Annotated in this window: 15 protein-coding genes and 1 pseudogene; 8 read left to right on the top strand and 8 right to left on the bottom strand. The window is 57.9% G+C overall.

Annotation, left to right across the window (positions count from 1 at the left end):
- The first annotated feature begins 51 nt into the window (after positions 1 to 51).
- The 3 genes from fahA to GSQ94_RS17215 all read left to right on the top strand — a co-directional run bounded on the left by fahA (position 52) and on the right by GSQ94_RS17215 (position 3,716).
- Complete coding sequence (fahA, locus tag GSQ94_RS17225) at positions 52 to 1,353, top strand: fumarylacetoacetase (RefSeq protein ID WP_158945093.1); 1,302 nt, start codon at positions 52 to 54, stop codon at positions 1,351 to 1,353.
- 93 nt (positions 1,354 to 1,446) lie between these two features.
- Complete coding sequence (hppD, locus tag GSQ94_RS17220; RefSeq protein ID WP_158945092.1) at positions 1,447 to 2,589, top strand: 4-hydroxyphenylpyruvate dioxygenase; 1,143 nt, start codon at positions 1,447 to 1,449, stop codon at positions 2,587 to 2,589.
- 248 nt (positions 2,590 to 2,837) lie between these two features.
- On the top strand, positions 2,838 to 3,716 hold the full coding sequence (locus tag GSQ94_RS17215; RefSeq protein ID WP_158945091.1) for a dimethylarginine dimethylaminohydrolase family protein: 879 nt from the start codon (positions 2,838 to 2,840) through the stop codon (positions 3,714 to 3,716).
- A 196-nt stretch (positions 3,717 to 3,912) separates the two neighbouring features.
- Here the strand turns inward: GSQ94_RS17215 and GSQ94_RS17210 are convergent, their stop codons facing one another.
- Complete coding sequence (locus GSQ94_RS17210) at positions 3,913 to 4,680, bottom strand: 2-keto-4-pentenoate hydratase (protein WP_254063945.1); 768 nt, start codon at positions 4,678 to 4,680, stop codon at positions 3,913 to 3,915.
- A 227-nt stretch (positions 4,681 to 4,907) separates the two neighbouring features.
- Positions 4,908 to 7,727 (bottom strand): PIG-L family deacetylase, encoded by a 2,820-nt coding sequence (locus tag GSQ94_RS17205; protein ID WP_158945090.1) that lies wholly within the window; start codon positions 7,725 to 7,727, stop codon positions 4,908 to 4,910.
- A gap of 135 nt (positions 7,728 to 7,862) precedes the next feature.
- Between GSQ94_RS17205 and msrP the strand changes: the two genes are divergently transcribed.
- Positions 7,863 to 8,858 carry a protein-methionine-sulfoxide reductase catalytic subunit MsrP gene (gene msrP, locus GSQ94_RS17200; RefSeq protein WP_158945089.1) on the top strand — a complete coding sequence of 332 codons (996 nt, stop codon included), beginning with the start codon at positions 7,863 to 7,865 and terminating at the stop codon, positions 8,856 to 8,858.
- Positions 8,859 to 8,906: 48 nt separating this feature from the next.
- On the opposite strand, the pseudogene GSQ94_RS17195 reads toward msrP, so the two are convergent.
- Positions 8,907 to 9,638 (bottom strand): annotated as a pseudogene (locus GSQ94_RS17195) (YoaK family protein); the annotation flags it as partial.
- A 127-nt stretch (positions 9,639 to 9,765) separates the two neighbouring features.
- On the opposite strand from GSQ94_RS17195, the gene GSQ94_RS17190 reads away from it, so the two are divergent.
- Both GSQ94_RS17190 and GSQ94_RS17185 read left to right on the top strand, forming a co-directional pair.
- Positions 9,766 to 10,476 (top strand): sulfite oxidase heme-binding subunit YedZ, encoded by a 711-nt coding sequence (locus GSQ94_RS17190; RefSeq protein WP_158945087.1) that lies wholly within the window; start codon positions 9,766 to 9,768, stop codon positions 10,474 to 10,476.
- A 561-nt stretch (positions 10,477 to 11,037) separates the two neighbouring features.
- Complete coding sequence (locus GSQ94_RS17185) at positions 11,038 to 13,128, top strand: DUF1800 domain-containing protein (protein WP_158945086.1); 2,091 nt, start codon at positions 11,038 to 11,040, stop codon at positions 13,126 to 13,128.
- An 11-nt stretch (positions 13,129 to 13,139) separates the two neighbouring features.
- Here GSQ94_RS17185 and pdxH read toward each other — a convergent pair whose 3' ends face one another.
- Positions 13,140 to 13,736 (bottom strand): pyridoxamine 5'-phosphate oxidase, encoded by a 597-nt coding sequence (gene pdxH, locus GSQ94_RS17180; protein WP_158945085.1) that lies wholly within the window; start codon positions 13,734 to 13,736, stop codon positions 13,140 to 13,142.
- Between the two features lie 184 nt (positions 13,737 to 13,920).
- Here pdxH and GSQ94_RS17175 point away from each other — a divergent pair, with 184 nt between their 5' ends.
- Entirely contained in the window at positions 13,921 to 15,069 is a 1,149-nt protein-coding gene (locus tag GSQ94_RS17175; RefSeq protein ID WP_158945084.1) for a DUF2235 domain-containing protein, read from the top strand.
- Positions 15,070 to 15,114: 45 nt separating this feature from the next.
- Here GSQ94_RS17175 and GSQ94_RS17170 read toward each other — a convergent pair whose 3' ends face one another.
- The 3 genes from GSQ94_RS17170 to trmD form a co-directional block, all read right to left on the bottom strand.
- Positions 15,115 to 15,891 (bottom strand): ribonuclease HII, encoded by a 777-nt coding sequence (locus GSQ94_RS17170; RefSeq protein WP_158945083.1) that lies wholly within the window; start codon positions 15,889 to 15,891, stop codon positions 15,115 to 15,117.
- A gap of 86 nt (positions 15,892 to 15,977) precedes the next feature.
- Positions 15,978 to 16,340 (bottom strand): 50S ribosomal protein L19, encoded by a 363-nt coding sequence (rplS, locus tag GSQ94_RS17165; RefSeq protein ID WP_158945082.1) that lies wholly within the window; start codon positions 16,338 to 16,340, stop codon positions 15,978 to 15,980.
- Positions 16,341 to 16,440: 100 nt separating this feature from the next.
- On the bottom strand, positions 16,441 to 17,256 hold the full coding sequence (gene trmD, locus GSQ94_RS17160; RefSeq protein WP_158945081.1) for a tRNA (guanosine(37)-N1)-methyltransferase TrmD: 816 nt from the start codon (positions 17,254 to 17,256) through the stop codon (positions 16,441 to 16,443).
- 106 nt (positions 17,257 to 17,362) lie between these two features.
- On the opposite strand from trmD, the gene GSQ94_RS17155 reads away from it, so the two are divergent.
- Complete coding sequence (locus tag GSQ94_RS17155) at positions 17,363 to 18,310, top strand: hypothetical protein (RefSeq protein ID WP_158945080.1); 948 nt, start codon at positions 17,363 to 17,365, stop codon at positions 18,308 to 18,310.
- Between the two features lie 33 nt (positions 18,311 to 18,343).
- Here the strand turns inward: GSQ94_RS17155 and rimM are convergent, their stop codons facing one another.
- The gene (gene rimM, locus GSQ94_RS17150; RefSeq protein ID WP_254063944.1) at positions 18,344 to 18,973 is read right to left on the bottom strand and encodes a ribosome maturation factor RimM; all 630 of its coding nucleotides are present in this window, start codon (positions 18,971 to 18,973) and stop codon (positions 18,344 to 18,346) included.
- Positions 18,974 to 18,998: the final 25 nt, after the last annotated feature.

Here is an 18,998-nt window from a genome sequence, read left to right as displayed (position 1 = left end):
CGTCCGGCAGGACATAGCTTAAAACGAACGCCGGACGGGCTATCATTCCCCATGGCAAATCGAACCGCGCATCCTCACGAGAGCTGGCTCCCCGAAGCCAACACTGCCACCACAGACTTCCCCCTCACCCATCTCCCCTACGGCGCCTTCGAGCACGAAGGCCAGCAGCACCTCTGCGTCGCCATCGGATCCCACCTACTGGACCTTCACGCCTGCGCCGCCTCCGGCCTTCTCCCACCCACGCTGGTGGAAGCCTGTCAGGCCCCCACCCTCAATGCCCTGATGTCCCTCGGCCATCGCTCCTGGACGCTCCTCCGCGAGACCCTCACCACCCTCCTCCACGCCAAAGCCGATCCGGCAAAACGACAAGCAGCCGAAGCTGCTCTCCACTCCATCGCCGGAGCCACCCTTGCAAAGCCAATCCATGTCCCTAACTACACCGACTTCTACGCCTCCATCCACCACGCCACCCGCGTTGGCCAACTATTCCGTCCCGACCAACCCCTCCTGCCAAACTACAGGCACATTCCTATCGGCTACCATGGTCGCGCCTCCTCCATCATCCCCAGCGGAACACCCATCACCCGCCCTTCAGGACAATCCCGACCCACCGATCTGACCGCTAAACCTAACTTCCATCCCACCAATGCATTAGACTACGAACTTGAACTAGCACTTTACGTCGGCCAGCCCAGCCTCCTGGGTTCGCCTATCCCAATAGGAGCAGCTGCCCACCATCTCTTCGGCATCAGCCTCCTCAACGACTGGTCCGCCCGCGACATTCAATCCTGGGAGTACCAGCCTCTCGGCCCATTCCTCGCCAAAAACTTTGCCACCACCGTCTCCCCCTGGGTCACCCCCATGGCCGCGCTCGAGCCATTTCACGCCCCGGCATTTCACCGCGACAGTACCGACCCCAAGCCTCTCCCTTACCTCCATTCCATCTCCGATCAAAAGCATGGAAGTCTGGATGTAAAACTTGAAGTATTTCTTTCAACCAAGGCTACGTCCGCCAATAAGCTCCAACCCTATCTCCTAAGCAACTCCAACGCCCAGGACCTCTACTGGACCCCAGCCCAGCTCATCGCCCATCACACCAGCAATGGCTGCAACCTTCAGGTCGGAGACCTCCTCGCTACAGGAACCATCTCCGGCCCAGCCGAATCCTCCGCCGGCTGCCTCCTCGAGCTCACCCGCAACGGAACCCAACCCATCCTCCTTCCCACCGGAGAGTCCCGCACCTTCCTCGAAGACGGCGATGAGATCATCCTCCGTGGCTCCTGCGAAGCCCCCAACCACCCCCGCATCGGCCTCGGCGAGTGCCGCGCCACCATCCTCCCAGCCCACACCTAAGGTCGCCCGGGCCAACCTAGCCAACCCTCACCCGGGTGGACTATTCTCATCCTGTAGAAGCCGGGCGACGAGCCCGCGAATCGGAGACTCGCTATGGCAACACACGCCCCAGTTCACACCCAGTCCCACACCACCCCCGAAACCATCCCCGACTTCCTCCCCCTCAAAGGCACCGACCACGTCGAGTTCTTCGTTGGCAACGCCCGTCAGGCCGCCTACTTCTACCGCGTCGCCTTCGGCATGTCCCTGGTCGCCTACTCAGGCCCGGAGACCGGACAGCGCGACCGCGCCAGCTACGTCCTCCAGCAGGGAAAAGTCCGCTTCGTCCTCACCACCGCTCTCCGCTCCGACTCCGACATCGCCCGCCACGTCGACAAGCACGGCGATGGTGTCCATGCCATCGCCCTCTGGGTCGACGACGCCCGCCAGTCCTGGCTCGAGACCACCAGCCGCGGAGCTCGAAGCGTTCAGGAACCCACCGAGTTCAAAGACGACCACGGCCGCATCGTCACCTCCAGCATCGCCGCCTACGGCGACACCATCCACACCTTCGTCGAGCGCACCCACTACACTGGAGCCTTCTTCCCCGGCTACAAGGCCGTTCCCCACGACGACATTGCTCGCCCAGTCGGCCTCCTTCACATCGACCACATCGTCGGCAACGTCGGTTGGAACTCCATGAACCAGTGGGTCGACTTTTACCGCGATGTCATGGGCTTCGGTCTCTACCAGCACTTCGACGACAACGACATCTCCACCGAGTACTCCGCGCTCATGTCCAAGGTCATGGCCAACGGCAACGGCTACGTCAAGTTCCCCATCAACGAGCCAGCCGAAGGACGCCGCAAGTCCCAGATCGAGGAGTATCTCGACTTCTACCCCGGTCCCGGCGTTCAGCACATGGCCCTCGCCACGAACGATATCCTGACCACCGTCGCCGCCATGAAGCAGCAAGGCGTCGACTTCCTCACCGTCCCCCACTCCTACTACACCGACCTCCAAACCCGCATCGGCAAGATCGACGAGCCCATCGAAGACCTCGAAAAGCTGGGCATCCTCGTCGATCGTGACAACGAAGGCTACATGCTCCAGATCTTCACCAAGCCGGTAGAAGACCGTCCCACAGTCTTCTACGAGATCATCCAGCGCAAAGGAAGCCGCAGCTTCGGCAAGGGAAACTTCAAAGCCCTCTTTGAAGCCATCGAGCGCGAACAAGAGCTACGCGGCAATCTCTAAAGCCTCCTGCGCGGAGCGCGGGCGTTCGCACGCCTTTTTAGAGCTTCGCGTGGTTCTCCCGGTGGTCGGAATCATCTCCATCGCGACCAATCGGAGCGCCAAGCGAAGCGGCATACAAGTCATGAAGTGATCGCCCCACGCGCAGTGAGCCCGTCCGGCAGGACATCTCTTTTTATGTATAAATATCCGTTACAAATGCATAATCATTAGCATTGACGCGCCTTCCGCGCTCCTTCATGCTCTAACACATGAGCACCCAGCCAATCGAGATCACCACCCCGGCGATCCTAGCTACGATCGTTCCCGCACCAGCAGCAACCTTCCTCATGTGCCCCCCCAAGCTCTACGACGTCAACTACGTCATCAATCCCTGGATGGCCGGCAACGTCCACGCCTCTTCGCGCACCCGCGCCGCCGAGCAGTGGCAGCGGCTCTACGAAGCCGTCAACACCATCGCCGACGTCCAGCTCGTCGAACCCCAACCCGGCTCTCCCGATATGGTCTTCACCGCCAATGCCGGTCTCGAGCGCAACGGCACCGTCGCCATCAGCAGCTTCTTCCATCCCGAGCGCCAGGGCGAAGAGCCGCACTTCCGCCGCTGGTTTCAGCAGGCCGGCTACACCGTCGTCGACACCCCACGCACCACTCCCTTCGAAGGGGAAGGCGACGCCCTCTTCTCCACCGACGGCACCCGCCTCTGGGTTGGCTACGGCCCACGCACCGACCCCTCCAGCCACAATCCCCTCCGCAAAATCTGGGGCATCGAGGTCACCTCGCTCCACCTCGTCGACCCGCGCTTCTACCACCTAGACACCTGCTTCGCCCCACTCGAAGGCGGCTACATCATGTACTTTCCCGAAGCCTTCGACAAAGCCTCCCGTGCAAAGATCGAAGCCTTCTACCCCCTCGAAAAACGAATCATCGTCTGCGAGTCCGACGCCGTCTGTTTCGCCTGCAACGCCATCAACGTCGACCGCACCATCATCCTCAACAACATCAGCGCCGATCTCCGCCATCAGCTCGAATCACGCGGCTTCAACATCCTCGAAGTCGCCCTCACCGAGTTCCTCAAAGCCGGCGGCGCCGCCAAATGCCTGGTCATGAAGCTAAGCCGCGCAGCACTCTAAGCGGCAGCTGGAATCCAGTCGAAAACAGTCCTCCCGACCAACGGGAGGACCGAAATCTCTCCCCTGACATCGAAAAGGTATACAAGCCGCGAAGTGGCCGCAGCCCGCGCAGGGCGCCCGTCCGGCAGGACAAATCTTAGAGAAAAGTAGAAACGCAATCCTCTCCGTCATCACCCTGCCAGAGACATCCGCAGCTCTACTCAAACCGCATATGCACCGCGCCAGCGTTCGCAAAAGTCACATCAGCCGCTGAGTTCGAATCCGCCATCGTCACCCCGGTCCAGCTTCCCGTCGTCACCCACTGCCCGGCCTTCAGACCCCCAGTCCGCGCAGCGCCTTCATTCGCCAGCCACGGCAACAACCGCATCAGATTCCCCGAAGTATTCGATCCCGTCCGGTCCACCCTCACCGCCCCATCCACGGCAATCGCCACATGCTCTGTCTTGAAGTCAATCTTCTGCCAATCCGCCACAGCAGGCCCATACACAAACCCGCCATGCATCTGCAGGTCGCCGAGCATCGACATCTTCGCCGCCTTCAACGGATCGAGCAACCCACTCTCAATCACCTCAATCACCGGATGACAGCTCGCAATCGCCGCTGCGATCTCCTCGGAGGAGTAAGCCTGTGTCCTCAGCGGCAGATCCTGCCCCAGCAAAAAGGCAATCTCCGCCTCCAACCCGCGAACCCTCCGCACGCCACCGACCACCGCCCCATCCCGCGCCATCCACGCCAGCGGCATCGGAGCAAACATCGGCGTAGCCTCGGCGCTCGGAGCCCCGATCTTCCACCCGCCAATCTCGCCATACGCCAGCGCAATCACGTCCTGCAGAAAGTAAGCCTCATCGAGCGTCGTCGGCTGCAAAGCCTCCGGCAGATCCTCGATCGCCACGCCCGTCCGCCGCGCATCGAGCAGCAGGTCCGCTGCCTCCATCAGTTGCTTCTCTCTCTCGCCAGTCATCATGTCGTCCAGTGTCTCTCAACCACGCGGCTTCTGTCTCGCCTCGCCTCTATCCACACAAGAGAAAACATTGTTATCTCAACCACGTCGCTTCTGTCTCGCCTCGTCTTTATCCGCACCAGAGAAAATATCGTCATCTCGACCGAAGCTGATCACAGTCTCATCGTGAGCACCGCAGCGGAGAGACCCCCGCATTTTGCAGTTGCGTGTTTTATCTTTACCCCAAACCGCTAATTCGAAGCCTTCCCCAGGCTCAACAGATTCGCAAACAGCCGATACGCCCCCGGCACACCCTCCGGCAGCTCGCGATACAGCGCCAGCGCCACATACACATAAGCGCCTTTACCCGTCTTCGCCACCAACAGCCCACCCTTCTGCGGATCCTGCCCAGGATCATGCGTCTCCAGCGGAGCAACATACTGCGAGTCCCACCTCTCCATAAACCCGTGACCTCGCTCCTCCACCCACCCATCGAAGTCCCGCGCTGTAATCCTGTTTGGCCAACTCAACACCGGACTGTCAGGCACCACCAGTTGCACAGGAGCCTTCTCATCCACCACCTTCTCCGCATCCCCCAGCGAGAACGAATAAGGCCCGTAGTCGAAGTTCCCCAGGTTGTACTGCACGATCACCACGCCGCCGTTCTTCGCATACTGCAGCAGCTGTCCATTCGCCGCCGCCAACCCCGGATGCGCCGCGTACGCCCTCACCCCAAGCACCACCACGTCATATCCGCCCAGCCTTCCACCGGAAATATCGCCCATCGTCAGCGTCGTCGCATGCACGCCCAGATTCTCCAGCGAAGCCTGCACCTCATCCCCGGTGCCCGGCAGATACCCCACCTTCAACCCCGGAGCCACCTTCACATCCGTCCCACGCGCCCGATACGTCGCAGGCCGATAAAGATTCGCCGGCAGCAAACCCGCATACCCGACCGTCTTATACCCCTCGCGATACTCCTTACCGTCGTACGTCGCCACCGCCGTCATCGTATACGCCGTCTCCGCCATCTTCTCCGGCGTCACTACAAACGGCACATCCGCAGAATCCCCATCCTTCACCAGTGAAAACTCCGCCGTCGCAGGTGAAGCTGTCCAGCCTTTCGGCAGCTCCAGCTTCACCGTGCCCGTCGCCGCGCCCTTCACGTTGCTCTTCACCTTTGCCGTCACCATCAGCGTCTTCTCCGTCAGCGGCACCACTCCCGCCGAAGGCGACACCGCCACCGAGATCGCCGGAGCCACCACCAGCGGCTCATACACCGTCCCCAGTCCGGTCACGCGATGCAGTGTCTGCACCTGCTGCCCCAGCTTCACCTCCACACCGTCGTAGTCCACAGTCACCCACGCCGTCAAAGCAGGCAAGGGAAGCGACGCATTCCGCAACGTCGGATCAGCCACGGTGTAATAAGCCTGCTCGATCCCCGGCCGTGTAAATGGAGGCCGCGTCACCGTCGCGTCCGCAGGCAGCTTCACCTGGAACGAATCCTGAAAAGCCTCACCACTCACAATCGTCTTCGGCCCCGCACCAGCCTTCGCACCGGAATCCTCATAAGTAGCCCCAGCATTTGAAGCAAGCCCCGCGCGCTTCAACGTCACCGGCACCGCGCTTCCATTTACCACCAGCATCTGCACGCCAAAGCTCTGCCCCGGCACCGCCGTCACAAACGTATCCGAGCCATCGCTAAACCGTGCAAACGGCCCCGTCTCCGCCTTGCCCATCACCTGCGCCCGCAGACTCAGCCCCAGCGCCTGCACAATTGCATCGTTGAACTGCGTCCGTTTCACCTGCAGCTCATGCAACAGATCGTACTTCTCCCGAGCCGTCAGTCCGCTCGCCTCCACCTTCGCAATCAGCTCATCGGTAGCCTTCAACCCATCCCGCAAAAACGGAGCCGTCTTCTCCGGCACAGCAATCTTATAAACGCCAGCAGCCTGCCCCACCAGCCCATCGATCTTGGCCAGGTCCTGCTTCAAAAAAGTACTCTCGCCCGGAGCAAGCGTACTCATCCCAGTAAGCGTTGTATCCACGCCATCGAAGAATCCCTTCTCCTCCTCACCCGCATTCACCCGCGACCCATACCGGTGATACGGTACATCGAACCTCCCCGCCGACGGCACACCCATCCCGCCGTTCTGCGTCTTCTGGAGCCCCAGCCCCATCCGCGCAAACTGCAGGTACGTCATCCCCAGCACCGGGCTATAGTCTCCCTCCGGCACCTCCACATTCGCCTTCGGAGACTCTGTCGTCCACTCCTTCGTCACGTAGTTATAGAAACGCGCCGGAGCGTACTTGCCCGTCGCATAGTCGTACATCCCCTTCGCCGTCACCGAAAAAAACGGCACCCGCGCATAAACCTTCAGCGGACTCCACGGCATCAGCCCTGCTGCAATCTGATCCGGAAACACCTTCGGATCGCCCGCCGCGTCGAACACCTCCTGCGCCATCTCACCCGACACCTGGTGCTGCCCATGCCCATCCGTAATCCCACCGACAAACACCGCCGTCACCACCAGCGGCCGATACAGTCTCACCGCCCGCACCGCGTCATACAACACGCGATCATGCCCCCAGTTCTCGAAGCTCTCCTCCTTCGTCTTCGAAAATCCGAAGTCCACCTGCGTCCCCCACATCTGGTCGATCCCCATATACCGGCCCGCAGCCAGCAACTCCTGCGTCCGCACCAGCCCCAGCGCGTCGTCAAAATCGGCAGACATCAGGTTCTGTCCACCCTCCCCGCGGGTCAGCGTCAGCATCGCCACATGCGCGCCCTGCCCCCGAGCCTCATAGGTCAGCATTCCGCCATCCTCATCATCAGGATGCGCCACAATCATCATCAGGCTCGCCCGCGTCCGCAGCTTCACCAGGCTCTGCCACAGCGCCGTCGATCCCTCATTCGCCGCAATCTTCTGCACCCCAACCGCCGGCTTTACCTGCTCCCCGGCAAGGTTCGCCGTCTCCCGCAGCTCCTGGCAGCTCACCACCCCGCCTGCCACCACCAGCGCCATCACCGATACCGCACCCAGACCCGCTATAACCCGTTTAGAAGTCATTGCCTTCTAATCTCTCACAACCTCCCATCTCCTATCACTTCCAAATCTTCCATCCATTGCCCCTTCTGCATCGTTTTGTAACCAGGGGCTCCCATTAAGAGTCTTATGAATGCAGATATAGAAGGGAAACACCCTATGCTCCTCCGTAAATCTCCGAGCCACAACGGCACCATCCGCTCCTCAGAGATCACTCCCCAGGAGGTCTTTGAGCAGCAACGTCAGCAGAGCCGGCGTCGGTTCCTCACCGGAGCCGCCACCTTTGGCGCAGCCGCTCTCGCCGCTCGCGCCATCCCCTCGCTCATCGACCCTCCAACCGCGGTGTACGCCGCCGGAGAGCCGCTCAAAACCATCCCCAGCAAATACACCGTCGATGAGCCGCAGACTCCCTTCGCCAAAGCCAGCACCTATAACAACTTCTACGAGTACGGCACCGACAAGTCCGATCCCTCCCACGAAGCCTATCGTCTCCAGACCCGTCCTTGGCCTATCCAGATCACAGGCATGGTCAAGAAACCCCAGACCATCAACATCGACGACCTCATCAACTACCGCCCACTCGAATCGCGCGTCTACCGCTTCCGCTGCGTCGAAGCCTGGTCCATGGTCATCCCCTGGGACGGCTACTCGCTCTCCGAGTTCATCAACTTCTGCCAGCCGCTCCCCAGCGCAAAATACGTGCAGTTCTTCTCCTACAACAATCGCAAGGTCATGCCCGACGAACCCAGCGGCTACGACTGGCCCTATCGCGAAGGCCTCCGCATGGACGAGGCCATGAACCCGCTCACCCTCCTCACCTTCGGCTGCTACGGTCAGGTCCTGCCCAACCAGAACGGAGCCCCCGTCCGCGTCATCGTTCCTTGGAAGTACGGCTACAAATCCGCCAAGGCCATAGTCCGCTTCCACTTCACCGACAAGCAGCCCGAGACCACTTGGAACGAAGCCGATGGCGGCGAGTACGGTTTCTACTCCAACGTCAATCCCAACTACGACAACGCCCGCTGGTCCCAGGCCCACGAGCGCCGCCTGGACTCGAGCCTCTTCCCACGCAACATCCCCACGCAGATGTTCAACGGCTACAGCGATCAGGTCGCCAGCATGTACGCCGGCATGGACCTCAAGAAATTCTACTGAGAAGCAGCGTTGCGATCCGCCGCTCTAGGCATCTCCCAATCGCAGGTCCCTCAGATCATCAATCACCGGAACAATCGCCAGCATCAGCAGAACCACGGCTAACGGCAGCGTCGCAACAAACCCAGCAAGCCGAAACCCGACCGCCCCCACCACCCCGCCGACAAAGAAAAGCCCAACCAGAGAAGTCAGCAGCCAAAGCTTGTTCAGGTCCGCCCGCACCGCACGCTCTGCATCGTTGTTCCGCCGATTCCAGTAGAGCGCCTTCCCCAGCTCAATCCCAATATCGGTCACCATCCCCGTCACATGCGTCGTCCGTATCTCAGCCTGAGAGATCTTCGTGATAATCGCATTCTGAACTCCCATCGTGAAGCACAGCAGCGCCACCGTCATCGGCACCACAAACCACTCATGCCGAGCCAGATGGCTGCCCATCAACCCAAAACACAACAGCAGTCCCGCCTCCATCATCATCGGCAGCGCATACTCGCTCTTCAAATCCCGTCTTCGTCCCCAGTTCACCAGAATCGCCGTGGTCGCCGCGCCCGCCAGAAATGCCAGCAGAGCACTCATCCCCGCTGCCAGCCATCCCAAATCCTGCGCTGCCGTCGCATCCGCCATCGCCGACACGATCCCGGACATGTGCGACGTGTACTGCTTCACCGCAACATATCCTCCAGCGTTTGCCGCACCCGCGATAAACGCCAGAAAGTGCGCAAGCTGCCGATTCGCCTTCTGGCTCCGTTGACTCCCCGTCAATCTGCGAAGATAAAGAACTGGCATTGCACCGTCCGTCTTTATCATCGCAAAGTTTCCCTCACCCACCAACCCCACTCAGAACCACCGCTGTAACTCAAATCTCCTCCGTGCGTCTCATCCCAGCAGCCGCAAGCTAAACTAACTCCACCGAATGTCCAAGCGCGCCATCATCGCCCTCAAAGTCCTGCTCCACCTCCTCTGCCTCGCTCCCATCGCCTGGCTCTGGCACTTCTACACCTCAGGCGGCCTCGCCCTCAACGCCGACCCTGTCAACTACATCACCCACTTCACTGGCGACTGGACCCTCTACCTCCTCTTCACCTCGCTCGCCATCACCCCCATACGCCGCCTCGCCACCAGCCTCGGCTTCCTCATCCGCCTTCGCCGCCTTCTCGGCCTCTATGCCTTCTTTTACGCCACCCTGCATCTTGCGACCTACATCTTCCTCTTCTCCGGCTACGACGTACAGACAGCCCTCACAGGCCTCCGCGCAGGCCACCCGGGCGCCCTCGTCACCCAATGGAGGCTCGTATGGCCACACATGCTCGACGACCTCCTCAAGCGTCGCTTCATCCAGGTTGGTCTCTTCGCGTGGCTTCTCCTCCTCGCACTCGCCTGCACCTCGCCAGCCTTCATCATGCGAGCCATGGGCGGCAAAAACTGGCAGCGCCTCCACCGCCTTGTCTACCTCGCCGGTATTGCTGGAGTCATCCATTTCTGGTGGCTGGTCAAAAAAGGCAACAACGCCCCATGGAAGGACACGGTAGTTCTCGTCATCCTCCTGCTGGCCCGCGTAGCCTATACCGCGATGAAGCGCCTCAAAAAGCCCGCACCAATCCCCGCGCGCCCCAGCTCCGCCTAGCTCATATCGTTCCCGCTAGTCACTTTGAGCGAAGCGAAGAATCTCGGCATCAGGTTGTTGCCGTAGTCTGTTTCGTCTGTCATTCCGCAGCGAAGGGGAGGAATCTGCTGTTTCTATTCCTGGCATCCCGATAGAACGAAGCCCACTCCAGCGACCGTCCCGAGCGAACGACCGCATATTTGCACTAGGGAACCACCCAGGCACCACAAAACGACGACATCAGAAGCCCGTGTCGCCCAACAAACCTGTCAAGCATCAGTCCACTCGAAACCCGCGCCAATCCAGCATATTCGCGTGGCGCATCAGTTCACCGTCAACTTCTATACTTAGAAGACAGAGCATAAAAAACACGGCAGACCCGAACACTCGCTAACTCACTCATAACAAGTATTTTGCGCGTAACTCATTTGGATGGAATATTTTACAGCCACTCACCCCCTGTAAACCACTCCATCCAATAGACTTGCGCCCAAGATACCCCGCGGAGGAGGAGGGGGGTACCCCAAAACCCGAAACGCAACTTCACCACCCGAACTCAGGTCTAACCCACCAGAGGCGTCCATGCGAAGGCTCGTAGCAACTCTCATCGTTTTATTGATCGCAGCGCCCCTGTTCGCCCAGCAAAAACCGAAGCCCAGCAAACCCAAGCCAGCAAAGTCGGCTCCGCTGGTGCCTCTCACCGAACAACAGAGAGCGCAGCAGCTCCTCAACCGCTTCACCTTCGGCCCCCGCCCCGGCGATCTCGAAAAAATCCTCACCCTCACCTCGGAGAAATGGTTCGAGCAGCAGCTCAACCCCGCCACCATCCCCGACGCCGCCCTCGACCACCGCCTCGCCACCTACACCACTCTCAACCTGCCGCCAGACCAGGCCCTCCAACTCTTTCCCGACCGCTTCACCATCCAGCAAGTAGCCGAAGGCAAGCACCCCTACCCCACCGACCCCCTCCTCCTAGCCATGTACGAGGTCCAGGTCAATAAGTACAAAAAAGACGTCGAAGCGAAGAAGATCAACGCCAATGGCCAGCCCGAACTCACTCCCCCCACCGACGCCGAAGCCGCCGCGCAGAAGAAGACCGACCAGGCCACCGCCGCCCGCATCGCGGGAGACCTCTTCTCCCTCCCGAAAGACCAGCGAATGGCCGCGCTCATCAAGCTCCCGGTACCCGACCGCATCGCCTTCACCACCTACGTGGCAGGCGACCAGAAAAATCTCCTCCTCGCCGACTTCAACCCTCGCGAGCGTGAGATCTTCAACGGCATGGCCGCCAACGTCGGCGCCACCTACAACATTGCCAGCGAGCTAGCCCAGGCTAAGGTGCTCCGGGCCATCCTCAGCGAGCGTCAGCTCCAGGAGGTCATGACCGACTTCTGGTTCAATCACTTCAACATCTTCCTCGGCAAAGACTCCGACAACTGGTACACCACCAGCTACGAGCGCGATGTCATCCGCAAACACGCCCTCGGCAAGTTCCGCGAGCTACTGCTGGCCACGGCCACCAGCCCAGCCATGATGGTCTACCTCGACAACTGGCTCTCCATCGGCCCTGACTCTCAGGCCAACGGAGTCAACCCCGCCAACCCCAACTCGAAGAGGGGCAACAAGGGCCTCAACGAGAACTACGGCAGGGAAGTCATGGAGCTTCACACCGTAGGCGTCAACGGCGGCTACACCCAGGCTGACGTCACCGCACTCTCCTCCATCCTCACCGGCTGGACCGTCGACCGCCCCAACCAGGGGGGCCCCTTCCTCTACGACAACAAGAAACACGAACCCGGCCCCAAGAGGTGGCTTGGCCACACCATCTCCTCCGACCCCACCCTCCCCCCAAACACTCCGGCAGCCCAGCAGGCAGGCATGAAAGAGGGAATCGAAGCCCTGACCCTCCTCGCTGCCGACCCGCACACCGCGCACTTCATCAGTTACAAATTGGCCCAGCGATTCGTCGCTGATCAGCCGCCGCCCGCCCTGGTCGACCGCATGGCCGCGACCTATCTCTCCACCGACGGAGACATCAAAGCCATCCTTCGCCTCCTCGTTCAATCCCCGGAGTTCAACTCCACGAGATACTTCCGGAACAAGGTCAAGACGCCGATGGAGTTCGTAGCCTCCGCCTTCCGCACCACCGCCACAGACCCCGTCAATCCAGGCGCTCTGGTCAACACCCTGAAGACGATGGGGATGCCTCTCTACTACGCGCTACCCCCCACCGGCTACTACATCACCGCAGACCAGTGGATGAACTCCACCGCCCTCGTTGACCGCCTCAACTTTGCCTATGCCCTCACCGGCAGCAAGTTCGCCAACCAGAAGTTCGACTCCGCCCACGTCCTCGCGCTGGGCCTGATGGCCCAGCCATCCAACCCATCAGCCCAACAAATGTCCGAGAAAGAAAAATCCAACAGGGCAAAGTTCTCCGAGGCACTCCTCACCTCTGAACTAAACACCAACCCCAGCCCAGCACCCGATGGGAACGGCCAGGACATAGCCCTCCATGTCCTCGAATCAACGCTGATTGACGGCGAGGTATCGACTCAAACCAATCAATTGATCCACAAACAAATTACTGAAATCCCCACCACCAACTCCACAGATACCCTCAACCTCCTCACAGCGCTGGTAATGGGCAGCCCCGAGTTTCAACTCCGCTGAGGAGCTGGATACTACGGAAACAGTCGTTCTTTGCTCCACCCATCGCCGACTCGCGTAAACAAAAAACGGTCGTGCAACCGCCCTTCACCGTCCTTCCAGAACTCGATCTGCTCTGGTCGAAGAACGTAACCTCGCCAGTAATCCGGTCGAGGAATCTCTCCCGGAAACTCGCGCTCCAGCTCCTTTACGCGACTCACAAGCACCTCCCGCGAGGCCACGACGCGACTCTGCTGTGAGGCAGCTGCACCGAGCTGGCTCAGTCTTGACCGGCTATGAAAGTACTCATCTGCATCCTCTGGGGGCAACTGCACCACGCTCCCCACAACCCGCACCTGCCGCCGCAACGACTTCCAGTGAAAGCACATCGCAGCCTTGAGATTCTCCGCCAACTCCGTCCCCTTCTGACTCTCTGCATTCGTGTAGAAGCAGAACCCCTGGGTATCAAGACGTTTCATCAGCACCATGCGCACACTCGGCACCCCCTCACGGGTAGCCGTAGCTAACGCCACCGCATTCGGATCGTTTATCTCTCTCTCGTCCGCGTCTTTCATCCACAGCCTGAAAAGTGCTATCGGATCAACCGCATCGTCAACGTCAATTTCACTCATCAAAGCCTCAATCCGATTCAAGTTTAGAGACGTAGCCAGCCGGTCGATTCAATGTCTCTGCATGCTCTCAGCAAGTGCAAAGCGTGAAACAGTTCTTCTTTTAGAGGTTACTGTCACAAATGTCTTTCTTTCTCACCACTTCGCCACATATCATTCGTGTCACCAACAATCAGGAGCATATTGCATGGCGAAGAATATCGTCATCTGCTGTGACGGCACCGGCAATGCCTACGGCGATAACAACTCCAATGTAGTCAAGCTCTACCAGGCTCTCCTGATCGACGGTAAGCGTCAGGTTGGCTACTATCATCCCGGCGTCGGAACCGAAGGTTCTCCTACCTCGACTAACAAGCTGAGTGCGGCCGTGTCCATTGTTGCAGGCCTTGCCTTCGGTGCGGGTCTTCTGGCCAATGTCGCCGATGCTTATCGCTATCTGATGGACGTCTATGAACAGGGAGATGCCGTGTTTCTCTTCGGATTCAGTCGAGGAGCATATACTGCCCGCGCCATCGCAGGTGTCCTTCAAATGTTCGGTCTCCTCTGTCCTGGCAATGACGGTCTTATTCCCTACGTCGTAAAGATGTACGCCAAACGAAGTCGTAAAGCCGACGGTATGACTCATACCTTTCTCGTAGCAGAAGGATTCAAAGCGACTTTCTGCCGACCTTGTCCTTTGCACCTAGTCGGGGTGTGGGATACGGTCAGCTCCGTCGGCTGGATATGGGACCCTCTGAAGCTTCCCTACACTGGACGCAATCCAGACATGCTCAATGGACGGCACGCCATCTCTATCGACGAGCGCCGTTGCTACTTCCAAAGTAATTTGTGGGGAACACCCTTTCCCGGTCAGAGCATCAAGCAGGTATGGTTCTCGGGTGTGCACTCCGATATCGGAGGCTCCTACCCCAGTGCCGAGGCTGGTCTCTCACAGATCACTTTGCAGTGGATGCTTTGTGAAGCCATCTCACTGGGATTGCTCGTTAATCCCGATCACGCGAATCAAATTCTTTCCAGGACCCCCAACACATCGGAGATTCCCCCAAATCCGGCCCAGCGCGAACATAATTCACTCACTCTGCCGTGGTGGATTCTAGAGATTTTCCCGCACTCGTATTATGACGCAAAGACTCAAAGAAAGAAGTGGCGAATCCCGCTTGGAGCCTCTCGATCAATTCCGCCTAACTCCAATGTTCACGAAACTGTTTGGAAGAAACTGGCCGTCGACCCAACCTATAGACCGCCTAATCTGCCGAGCGACTGGGAGACAAATCCTGATTGGAAAAGTAACGCCGAGCCTGATAGCCCTTGCGGCTTCCCGCAAGCTCACCCTTGATTGGCTCTTTATCAGACAGTCTGGGGGCAACGCACGGAACGAACTTCATGCCCACTCAGCTTGCTTTAAGTTCGCGTCCAGATCTGCATCTTCAAATAGAAGTTCAGCGCTTATAACCTGCTCAAGTGCTGCTTCAGGATCAACTCCGCGAACTGGCGCAAAACTCCTACGATGCAGCGCACACGGTCCTATTTCCGCCAGCGCTCGCCGATGTTCCGGGGTTCCATATCCTTTATGCGATGCCAGCCCGTATCCAGGATGAATTGCGTCCAGCTCTCTCATCAATGCATCGCGATGTACCTTCGCGATGACGGAAGCAGCCGCAATAGAAAGACTCAGGGCATCTCCGTAGATAAGCTTTGTTTGCCGGCAAGGATGATCGAGTATCATGGCATCGATCAACAAATGATCTGGAGCAACCGTCAACCCCTGCACCGCTGCGAGCATTGCCAGGCGAGTTGCCTGATAGATATTTATGCGGTCGATCGTCTCTGCGTCGACTTCGGCTACGCACACTGCCATTGCCATCGCGCGTATCTGCTGGTTGAGCGACTCTCGCTCCTCCCGAGTCATCTGTTTCGAATCTTTCAGACCTGCGTTCGATAACTCCTCCAAAGACTTGGGTAGAATCACTGCGGCGGCAACTACGGGGCCAAACAATGCACCTCGACCTACTTCGTCTACTCCCGCGATCCGTTGAAATCCGTGATACCGCAGAGCTTGCTCTGGCGCGTCGCTGCACACCAGTTGCTTGAGCATGCGTTGTTTTGCTGTAGCTGCTGTAACCTTACGGGTCGCACGTATGGAGGGAGTCGAAGCCATGCTCTTCAAGCCTGAGTGTATAACCATCAGGCAAAGCAAAGCCACGACCGAAGTCGTGGCTTTAGTGGAAAACAGGAACAGAATGCTTACTTCGTGGTGGCGCGCTCAACCTCGCGCAGACGAGCGGCCTTGCCTCGCAGACCACGGAGGTAGAATAGCTTCGAACGACGAACCTCGTAGGAACGTACCTTTTCCACTTTGTCGACAACCTTAGAGTTGTATGGAAAGATACGCTCGACGCCTTGGCCGAAGCTCATCTTTCGAACAGTGAAGGATCCCTGCGCTCCCTTACGGCACGCTATCACCATGCCTTCAAAAGCCTGCAGACGCTCTTTCTCGCCTTCACGAATCTTTACTTGAACTCGAACTGTATCGCCAGGGGCGAACGCGGGTAGATCGGTCCGCTCTAATTTAGCGGCCAGTTTCTGCATAATGGGATGAATGGACATGACACAACTTTCCTATGTTGGACTCGACCTTTAGTGTACACGAAATCTTCACTTTCCGGAGGAATCGCAGGCCAGAAACCCGTTAACTAGCCTAATCTTATTATTCTCCGCATTCGCGCAACTCCGCAAGAATTTCCCGGTCTTCGTCGGTGATCTCGATCCTCTCTAACAGATCAGGGCGGTTTTGAAGAGTCTTCTTCAACGCCATTCTGCGACGCCACCGCCGGATTGTCTCGTGGTTACCTCCAGCTAATGCCTCCGGAATTGTCATTCCCAAGAAATCAGCGGGTCGCGTGTAATGGGGATAGTCCAACAATCCTCCTGCTCCATAAGTTGATCGCGGTGCCCCAGCGCGGTCAACACTTTCGGAGTGGACCTCCTTTGCGCCAAAGCTTTCGAATCGCGAAGAGTCGGGATTCCCAAGCGCCCCGGGCAGCAGTCGAACCACGGCATCCACAATTACTGCCGCTGCAAGCTCTCCACCTGATAAGACGTAATCTCCAATCGAAACTTCGCGGTCACACAGAAGTTCATTGACCCGCTCGTCGATTCCTTCATAGCGTCCGCACAAAATGATAACTCTCTCCGTCTTAGATAACTCATGAGCCAACGATTGAGTAAATGGCTGTCCTTGAGCTGACAAAAGAATCACCGTCTCCTTCTGTCTTTCTCGCGATTCTTTCGGAGAAACATTTATTGACTGCATTGCTTCATAGATTGGTTGCGCCTTTAGCACCATGCCTTCACCTCCGCCAAACGGGCGGTCGTCTACCGTTCGATGGCGGTCGTGCGTGAAGCTGCGCAAGTCATAAGTAGCAATATCGACAAGACCTGCAATACGGGCGCGTTTAAGAATCCCAAAGTCAAAGGGACCTGAGAAAAAGTCGGGAAAGATCGTGATGATATCAAAACGCATAGACGATAAGTGAGGTGCGGTCGGTTGTTTATGACTTCCAGATTGCACCATATCACTTGGAAGTTGTAGAACCACCAGACTGATTTCAAACGAAAATCTTACAGGGATGACCAGTGTATCTATCGTCTTTCAGATCATCGCGGCAGGCCGCAAGAGCCTTGATATGCTGCAGCTAAAACTTATCGCGCTACTGTTTCTGCTGTCAGTATCTTTTGGTTTTACTGCCGAGGCGCAGGATCAGATATTGCCGGATTCAATAGCGCCGCAACTCGCTCTCACGATACCCACGACCACAAATAGTCTCTCGATCTCAGAGCCTACCAAGTCAGCCCGTGATTCATCCAGTAATGAAGGGTTGATACGCAACAGCCTGACAACTCATTCTGCAAAGAGACTGCCGTCACAGAACCCGTTCCGTACAGTAGCCGTTAGTGTCAAAGGCAGTACTTTAGGAGCTGGCATAGAGCTGGCGACACCACTACTCCGATGCTTCAATATCCGTTCTGGTATCAGCTACTTAACTTTCGCCTACCCCTTTGGCATCGATGGGGTGAACTACAACGCAAGTTTGCACTTCAAATCCTCGCAGACCACTCTCGATTGGTTTCCTACAGGTCACACCTTTCACATCAGTCCTGGTGTTCTTTATTCTCGAAACACCGTGTCATCGGTTGCCACGGTCCCCGCAGGGAAGAACTTTACGCTCGGCGACCAAAGCTTTCTCAATAGCGTTGATGATCCTGTTCACGGCACCATGTCCGTCATCTATCCGCATAATCTTTCACCTATGCTGTTGCTTGGCTTCGGGAATACTCTGCCGCGTGACAATCATCACCTCACAGTCCCCGTTGAGTTTGGAGTCGCATATACAGGGGCAGCCACCATTGACGTCAATCTGAGTGGAACCGCCTGCACAAGTGAAGGTTGTGTCAGTTTTATGAAGAACCCAGAGGCGCAGACCAGCCTCAGACAGGAGATCCAAATCCTCAACGAAGATCTAAAGAAAGTTCCCGTCTATCCAATTGTTTCAATAGGCGTGGCCTACCACTTCTAGCGGTATTTTCTAGGTTTTGGCTCTAACTTGGAACTAACTCTTGCCATTAGAGTTTTTATTTACCTCGACCAAACCTTCGGGCAGCTTCATCTCAATGCGTTTCGCTTGCGTATCCACTTCAATCAGAAACGCCTTCACAAAAGGAATTAAAATCTCCTCACCAGCCACCGACGTCACCTCCAGCAGCGGAGCAGCATCGCTCAGACGCCGAACTCCATCAGCGGTGGTGGCAAATTGTACGTTGTCTATGATGCCAACGGGAACTATGCCGTCAAACACCGTGCAGCCTACCAACTCGCTTATGTAAACCGAGTCGTCGTCCAACGGAAGCCTCTCCTCCCGTGGCACAAGCACATCCATGCCTGCGATCAACTGCGCATCAGAGATAGTGAGAACATCTGCAAACTGCAGCACGACGCGACCCTCATTCTTCCCTACGGGCAGCCAGAACTCCACGATTTCAGCGAGACGAGCTTCTGCCTCCCCCCCTGCAAAGCCTGAAGGGGCGAGGAACACTCTAGTCTGATCCTCGAACCGTTCAGGAAAGTCAGTAAACAGTTCTGCCAGCAGCTCGCCTTTGCGACCTTGCGGTCGAAGCAGATGAGCTAACACAATCCAGGCTGGAGCATTTTGCGTCATATAGAAAAATTTAAACCAACGCATGAGCCCAGCAAGTGTGTGCGTGATC

Source organism: Granulicella sp. S190, assembly GCF_009766095.1.
In the GTDB taxonomy this organism is placed as follows: Bacteria; Acidobacteriota; Terriglobia; order Terriglobales; family Acidobacteriaceae; genus Edaphobacter.
Note: the sequence above shows the minus strand (reverse complement) of the source record. Positions and strands in the feature narration are given on the sequence as shown.

Bases quoted from the DNA above. Each gene is read 5' to 3' on its own strand.
- fahA (WP_158945093.1), top strand. From the start codon at position 52: ATGGCAAATCGAACCGCGCATCCTCACGAGAGCTGGCTCCCCGAAGCC.
- hppD (WP_158945092.1), top strand. From the start codon at position 1,447: ATGGCAACACACGCCCCAGTTCACACCCAGTCCCACACCACCCCCGAA.
- GSQ94_RS17215 (WP_158945091.1), top strand. From the start codon at position 2,838: ATGAGCACCCAGCCAATCGAGATCACCACCCCGGCGATCCTAGCTACG.
- GSQ94_RS17210 (WP_254063945.1), bottom strand. From the start codon at position 4,680: ATGATGACTGGCGAGAGAGAGAAGCAACTGATGGAGGCAGCGGACCTG.
- GSQ94_RS17205 (WP_158945090.1), bottom strand. From the start codon at position 7,727: ATGACTTCTAAACGGGTTATAGCGGGTCTGGGTGCGGTATCGGTGATG.
- msrP (WP_158945089.1), top strand. From the start codon at position 7,863: ATGCTCCTCCGTAAATCTCCGAGCCACAACGGCACCATCCGCTCCTCA.
- GSQ94_RS17190 (WP_158945087.1), top strand. From the start codon at position 9,766: ATGTCCAAGCGCGCCATCATCGCCCTCAAAGTCCTGCTCCACCTCCTC.
- GSQ94_RS17185 (WP_158945086.1), top strand. From the start codon at position 11,038: ATGCGAAGGCTCGTAGCAACTCTCATCGTTTTATTGATCGCAGCGCCC.
- pdxH (WP_158945085.1), bottom strand. From the start codon at position 13,736: ATGAGTGAAATTGACGTTGACGATGCGGTTGATCCGATAGCACTTTTC.
- GSQ94_RS17175 (WP_158945084.1), top strand. From the start codon at position 13,921: ATGGCGAAGAATATCGTCATCTGCTGTGACGGCACCGGCAATGCCTAC.
- GSQ94_RS17170 (WP_158945083.1), bottom strand. From the start codon at position 15,891: ATGGCTTCGACTCCCTCCATACGTGCGACCCGTAAGGTTACAGCAGCT.
- rplS (WP_158945082.1), bottom strand. From the start codon at position 16,340: ATGTCCATTCATCCCATTATGCAGAAACTGGCCGCTAAATTAGAGCGG.
- trmD (WP_158945081.1), bottom strand. From the start codon at position 17,256: ATGCGTTTTGATATCATCACGATCTTTCCCGACTTTTTCTCAGGTCCC.
- GSQ94_RS17155 (WP_158945080.1), top strand. From the start codon at position 17,363: ATGACCAGTGTATCTATCGTCTTTCAGATCATCGCGGCAGGCCGCAAG.
- rimM (WP_254063944.1), bottom strand. From the start codon at position 18,973: ATGCGTTGGTTTAAATTTTTCTATATGACGCAAAATGCTCCAGCCTGG.